At 65.7% G+C, this 6,254-nt stretch carries 7 protein-coding genes; 2 read left to right on the top strand and 5 right to left on the bottom strand.

Annotated elements, in window-relative coordinates; all coding sequences use genetic code 11:
- Positions 1 to 103: 103 nt before the first annotated feature.
- The 5 genes from KVT39_RS31185 to KVT39_RS31165 all read right to left on the bottom strand — a co-directional run bounded on the left by KVT39_RS31185 (position 104) and on the right by KVT39_RS31165 (position 5,243).
- Entirely contained in the window at positions 104 to 556 is a 453-nt protein-coding gene (locus tag KVT39_RS31185; RefSeq protein ID WP_034184807.1) for a VOC family protein, read from the bottom strand.
- A 240-nt stretch (positions 557 to 796) separates the two neighbouring features.
- A complete protein-coding gene (gene tal, locus KVT39_RS31180) occupies positions 797 to 1,750 on the bottom strand; it encodes a transaldolase (protein WP_034184808.1) in 954 nt (317 codons plus the stop codon).
- A 180-nt stretch (positions 1,751 to 1,930) separates the two neighbouring features.
- Positions 1,931 to 3,142, bottom strand: a complete 1,212-nt coding sequence (locus tag KVT39_RS31175) for a benzoate/H(+) symporter BenE family transporter (protein WP_217590905.1) — start codon at positions 3,140 to 3,142, stop codon at positions 1,931 to 1,933.
- Between the two features lie 57 nt (positions 3,143 to 3,199).
- On the bottom strand, positions 3,200 to 4,375 hold the full coding sequence (locus tag KVT39_RS31170; protein WP_034184810.1) for a VWA domain-containing protein: 1,176 nt from the start codon (positions 4,373 to 4,375) through the stop codon (positions 3,200 to 3,202).
- Between the two features lie 25 nt (positions 4,376 to 4,400).
- Positions 4,401 to 5,243, bottom strand: a complete 843-nt coding sequence (locus tag KVT39_RS31165; protein WP_034184811.1) for a MoxR family ATPase — start codon at positions 5,241 to 5,243, stop codon at positions 4,401 to 4,403.
- Positions 5,244 to 5,488: 245 nt separating this feature from the next.
- Here KVT39_RS31165 and KVT39_RS31160 point away from each other — a divergent pair, with 245 nt between their 5' ends.
- On the top strand, positions 5,489 to 5,848 hold the full coding sequence (locus tag KVT39_RS31160; protein ID WP_011885616.1) for a cytochrome c: 360 nt from the start codon (positions 5,489 to 5,491) through the stop codon (positions 5,846 to 5,848).
- Positions 5,849 to 5,888: 40 nt separating this feature from the next.
- Entirely contained in the window at positions 5,889 to 6,248 is a 360-nt protein-coding gene (locus KVT39_RS31155) for a cytochrome c (RefSeq protein ID WP_034184812.1), read from the top strand.
- Positions 6,249 to 6,254: the final 6 nt, after the last annotated feature.

Raw genomic sequence — 6,254 nt, 5'->3', positions numbered from 1 at the left:
GGGGGGGGAAGAATGTGCCTCGGGATGGGAGCCGGGTGCGGGCTGTATCGGAACGCCCCACAGCACCGCCCTCTGGGGGTGTGGTGCTGAACGTTTTTTTACGTCAGCCCTGCGCGCGTTTCGTGAGTTCCTCGCGCTGCGACAGATCCTCGACGTTGACCATCCAGTGCACGCCGAAACGGTCCTTCGCCATCCCGAAGCCGAGCGCCCAGAACGTCTTGCCGAACGGCATCGTCACTTCGCCGCCGTCGGCGAGCGCATCGAACAGCTTCTTGCCTTCCTCGACCGTCGCCGGGTTCAGCGACAGCGAATAGCCCGCGTGCGTGCCGGCCGGCTGGCTGCAGTCGCCGTCCGAGCACATGATCATCGAGTCGCCGATCGTGAAGCTCGCATGCATCACCTTGTCGGCCATCTCGGGCGTGATCGCGTGTTCGGGATTCGGCGGCGCATCCTTGAAGTGCATCTTGAACATCGTCTTCGCGCCGAGCGCCTTTTCGTAGAATCGAAGGGCTTCGTCTGCGCGGCCGTAGAACGTCAGATACGGTTGGACTTGCATCGTTGTCTCCTGTAATGGGCCGGGCCCGCGCGTCGGTGCGGGTTCGGCGTCGTGCAAGATCGACTGGGAAAGGGCACGTCGAGAGGCGGCCGGCGTACCCGTGACGGGGATTGTAGTGCGCGTGCTTGACGATGGGATGAAAAATAAAACGGCCGCGAACATCACGTTCGCGGCCGTTTGCGGCGCGTGTGCTGACGGCTGTTGTCAGTATTGCTGACAGCCGCTGACGCCTGTCGCGGCTCAGCGCAGCGCGTCGATCAGCTTCTCGAGCTTCACCGCATCGGCGGCGAACACGCGGATGCCTTCGGCGAGCTTTTCGGTTGCCATCGCTTCGTCGTTCAGCTGGAAGCGGAACGATGCCTCGTCGATTGCCACGCGTTCGGCCGGCTTGTCCTGCAGCGCTTCCGGCGACAGCTTGCGCGAAACCGTCTCGTTGCTGTCCTGCAGCTTCTGCAGCAAATCGGGACTGATCGTCAGCAGGTCGCAGCCGGCGAGTTCGATGATCTGGCTGGTCGTGCGGAAGCTCGCGCCCATCACTTCGGTGTTGTAGCCGAACGTCTTGTAGTACGTGTAGATGCGGCGCACCGACTGCACGCCCGGATCGTTCGCACCGCCGTCCTTCGCTTCATCCCATTCCGCGCCGGCCTGCTTCTTGTACCAGTCGTAGATGCGGCCGACGAACGGCGAGATCAGTTGCGCGCCGGCTTCCGCGCACGCGGCGGCCTGCACGAGCGAGAAAAGCAGGGTCATGTTGCACTTGATCCCTTCCTTCTGCAGCACCTCGGCCGCGCGGATGCCTTCCCACGTCGACGCAAGCTTGATCAGGATGCGCTCGCGGCCGATGCCGGCTGCTTCGTACAGCTTGATGAGCTCGCGGCCCTTGTCGATCGAGCGCTTTGCGTCGAACGACAGGCGTGCGTCGACCTCGGTCGACACGCGGCCCGGGATCAGCTTCAGGATCTCGGTGCCGAACGCGATCAGCAGGCGGTCGATGATGAAGGCGGTGCTTTCGTTGCGGTGATCGCGGACGGTTTTCTCGAGGATCGGCTTGTACGCATCCTTCTGGACGGCCTTCAGGATCAGCGACGGGTTCGTGGTCGCGTCCTGCGGCTTGTATTGCGCAAGCTGCTGGAAGTCGCCCGTGTCGGCGACGACGGTCGTGTACTGCTTCAGCTGGTCGAGTGCGGTAGTCATGGCGATTCGGAAGAAGGGCGCGGGGCGCCGGGTTCTCACGGGCCGCGCGAGCGCGGCGGCGAAGCGAAGCGGCGCCGGGCGCCGCTTTCGATCCATCATTTTAGGCCCGATTCGTGTCGGGCACGTTTTGGGATGCCCCGGGGCGGGCACGGCAACCGCCGCGGCGGTCGGCGAACCGCGTCACGCCGGGCGTCGCGCGTTCAGGATCACCTGCGTGACGATCCCCGCGACGAGCCCCCAGAACGCCGAGCCGATCGACAGCAGCGTGAGGCCCGACGCGGTGACCATGAACGTGACGAGCGCTGCTTCGCGCTGCTTCACGTCCTGCATCGCGTTCGCGAGCCCGCTCATGATCGAGCCGAACAGCGCGAGCGCGGCGACCGATACGACGAGCGCCTTCGGCAGCGCCGCGAACAGCGCGGCGATCGTCGCGCCGAAGATCCCGGCGACCAGGTAGAACGTGCCGCACCACACGGCGGCCGTGTAACGCTTCGCGCGATCCTCATGCGCTTCGGGGCCCGTGCAGATCGCGGCGGTGATCGCCGCGAGGTTCACGCCGTGCGAGCCGAACGGCGCGAGCAGCAGCGATGCGAGGCCAGTCGTCGCGATCAGCGGCGACGACGGCGTCTGATAGCCGTCCGCGCGCAGCACCGCGATGCCCGGCACGTTCTGCGACGCCATCGCGACGACGAACAGCGGAATGCCGATGCTGACGATCGACGCGATCGAAAACGCCGGCATCGTGAACACGGGCTGCGCGAGCGCGATGTGGAAGCGGCTGAAGTCGAGCAGGCCGAGGCCGCCGGCCACCGCCGTGCCGACGATCAGCGTCGTCGGAATCGCATAGCGCGGCGCAAGCCGCTTGACGATCAGGTACGTGAAGAACATCGCGAGCACGAGCGCGGTCTGGAACTGCGCGGCGCGGAAGATCTCGATGCCGATCTCGAACAGGATGCCCGCGAGCAGCGCGGCGGCGATGCCGGCCGGAATCTTGCGCATCAGCGTGTCGAACAGGCCGCTCACGCCGATGGCCGTCAGCAGCAGCGCACACACGACGAATGCGCCGATCGCCTCGGCGTAGGGCACGCCGGGCAGCGACGCGATCAGGAGCGCGGCGCCGGGCGTCGACCACGCGACGACGACGGGCGCGCGAAAGCGCAGCGACAGGCCGATCGTCGTCAGCGCCATGCCGATCGACAGCGCCCAGATCCACGACGAGATCTGCGCATCGGTGAGGTGCGCGGCGCGGCCGGCCTGGAACATCAGTACGAGCGAGCTCGTGTAGCCCGTCATCATCGCGACGAAGCCGGCGACGAGCGCCGAGACGGACGTGTCGGCGAAAAAGCGGCGGCCGCCGGCGCGGCCTGCGCTCGCGGTGGGCAAGGGGTTCATGCTATCTCCGGGAGGAGGCCGCGTGGACGCGGCCTTCGTGTCTGCTGGTTGGATTCGTTACTTGCTGAGTGCGCGCATCGCGGTTTCGAGGCCCGCGAGCGTGAGCGGATACATGCGATGGCCGAGCAGGTCGCGGATGACCGCGACCGACTGCCGGTATTCCCATAGCCGCTCGGGCTCGGGGTTCAGCCATGCATGATGGGGGAACTGGTCGGCGAGGCGGCGCAGCCATACGGCGCCGGCTTCCGGGTTGTTGTATTCGACCGAGCCGCCGGGCTGCAGCACTTCGTACGGGCTCATCGTCGCGTCGCCGACGAAGATCAGCTTGTAGTCGGGCGTGAACTTGTGCAGCACGTCCCACGTCGCGGTGCGCTCCGAGTGGCGGCGGCGGTTGTTCTTCCACAGGTGGTCGTACACGCAGTTGTGGAAGTAGAAGAATTCCAGGTGCTTGAATTCGGCCTTCGCGGCCGAGAACAGCTCTTCGGTGCGCTTGATGTGGTCGTCCATCGAGCCGCCGACGTCGAGCAGCATCAGCACCTTCACGTTGTTGTGGCGCTCGGGCACCATCCGCAGGTCGAGCCAGCCCGCGTTCGCGGCCGTGCTGCGGATCGTGCCGGGCAGGTCGAGCTCCTCGGCCGCGCCTTCGCGCGCGAAGCGGCGCAGCCGCCGCAGCGCGACCTTGATGTTGCGCGTGCCGATCTCGACCGAATCGTCGTAGTCGCGGTATGCGCGCGCTTCCCACACCTTCACCGCGGTGCGGTTGCCGTTCGACGGGCCGCCGATGCGCACGCCTTCCGGGTTGTAGCCGCCGTGGCCGAACGGCGACGTGCCGCCCGTGCCGATCCACTTGTTGCCGCCTTCGTGGCGTTCCTTCTGCTCGTCGAGCAGTTCCTTCAGGCGCTCCATCAGCTTGTCGAGCCCGCCCATCGCTTCGATCTGCGCCTTCTCCTCCGGCGACAGCTCGCGCTCGAGGCGCTTCTCGAGCCAGTCGAGCGGAATGTCGAACGCTTCGGACGGCAGCGCGGACACGCCGTGGAAATATGCGCCGAACGCCTGGTCGAACTTGTCGAAGTACTGCTCGTCCTTGACGAGCGTCATCCGCGCGAGGAAGTAGAACGCGTCGATCGACGGCGAGATCAGCCCGGCCTTCAGCGATTCGAGCAGCGTCAGGTATTCCTTCACCGAGACGGGCAGCTTGGCTGCGCGCAGCGCGTAGAAGAAATTGAGCAGCATGGCCGGGCCTTCGCGGGTGGGGGGATTACCGGTTGTGCCGGTTCATGTAGACGAGCCGTTCGAGCAGGCTCAGGTCCTGCTCGTTCTTCAGCAGCGCGCCCGCGAGCGGCGGCACGATCTGCTTCGCGTCCGTGCCGCGCAGCGCGTCGGCCGGGAGGTTCTCGGCGAGCAGCAGCTTCAGCCAGTCGAGCAGCTCGGACGTCGACGGTTTCTTCTTCAGGCCCGACACGCCGCGCAATTCGAAGAAACTCTCGAGCGCCGCGCGCAGCAGCTCCTCGCGGATGTCGGGGAAGTGGACCGCGACGATCTTCTGCATCGTCGACGGGTCGGGAAACTGGATGTAGTGGAAGAAGCAGCGGCGCAGGAACGCGTCGGGCAGCTCCTTCTCGTTGTTCGACGTGATGATGACGAGCGGGCGGTGCTTCGCGCGTACCGTCTCGCGCGTCTCGTACACGTGGAATTCCATCCGGTCGAGCTCGCGCAGCAGGTCGTTCGGGAATTCGATGTCGGCCTTGTCGATCTCGTCGATCAGCAGCACGCTCGGGTGCTCTGCGTCGAACGCCTGCCACAGCACGCCCTTGACGATGTAGTTCGAGATGTCCTTCACGCGCTCGTCGCCGAGCTGCGAGTCGCGCAGCCGCGACACCGCGTCGTATTCGTACAGGCCCTGCTGTGCTTTCGTCGTCGACTTGATGTGCCACTGCAACAGCGGCATGTCGAGCGCGGCGGCCACTTCCTCGGCGAGCATGGTCTTGCCGGTGCCGGGCTCGCCCTTGATCAGCAGCGGGCGTTGCAGCGTCAGCGCGGCATTGACCGCGAGCTTCAGATCGTCGGTGGCGACGTAGTGCGAGGACCCTTCGAAACGCATGGCGGCGCTCTTCTTTCTCGGGAAAAAAACCCAGTATAAGTCAGAAGGGCTGTGCGGTTGGGCCGCGCCCGCGTATCGTAGCGGGGCTGTGGCGGGGCGGACCGGGGCGCCGGGTGGACGCGTTCCCCGCCGACGCGGTACAATCTGGCCGTTTTTTTTGGCCTGCGTGGCGATCCGATAAGCAAAACGGCGCGGGCCGTTGCCGCTTAGGCGCCAGTTTCCCCTCAAGCTAGGTTACAAGAGCTATGAACAAATTCGTCGGCAAACACGTCGTTGTCGCAGCGCTCGTGGCGCTCGCGGGCAGCGCGCAGGCGGCCGGTGTGGTCGGCAACCCGAAGGACGGGGCGAGCAAGGCCGCCATGTGCATCGGTTGCCACGGCATCCAGGACTACCGCGCGGCGTACCCGGAGGTCTACCGGGTGCCTGTCCTCGGCGGCCAGAACCAGCAATATCTCGAGAACGCGCTGAAGGCCTACCGCAAGAAGGATCGTCATTTCCCGTCGATGAACGCGATCGCCGGTTCGCTGACGGACCAGGACATCGCGGATCTGGCGGCCTACTACGCCGCCCAGAAGGCCGACACGAAGGACAATCCCTACAAGTAAAGCGCGCGCCGCCGATCTCTCCGGCGGGACAGGAGCATTCATGAACAACGCATTCAAGACGGCGGCGGTTGCACTGGCGGCCGGCCTCGCGATCGGTACCGCGCACGCAGCGGACACCACGAAGGGCAAGGAACTGGTCGAATCGCACAACTGCGCGGCCTGCCACGGCGCGCAGATGAACAAGCCGATCAACGCCGAATATCCGCGCCTCGCCGGCCAGCATGCCGACTACCTCGTGTGGGCGATGCGCCAGTACCAGATGGGCCTGACGAACCCGCTGATCGGCCGCAACAACGCGATCATGCAGGCGCAGGTGCAGAGCCTGTCGGTCAGCGACATGAAGGACATCGCGGCCTACATCGAATCGCTGAAAGAGACCGATCTCGTGTTCAAGAAGTAAGCGCGA

This window comes from Burkholderia sp. GbtcB21, assembly GCF_019091065.1.
Classification (GTDB): domain Bacteria; phylum Pseudomonadota; class Gammaproteobacteria; order Burkholderiales; family Burkholderiaceae; genus Burkholderia; species Burkholderia pyrrocinia_C.
The sequence above is the reverse complement of the archived record's forward strand: the minus strand, read 5'-3'. Positions and strand labels throughout refer to the sequence as shown.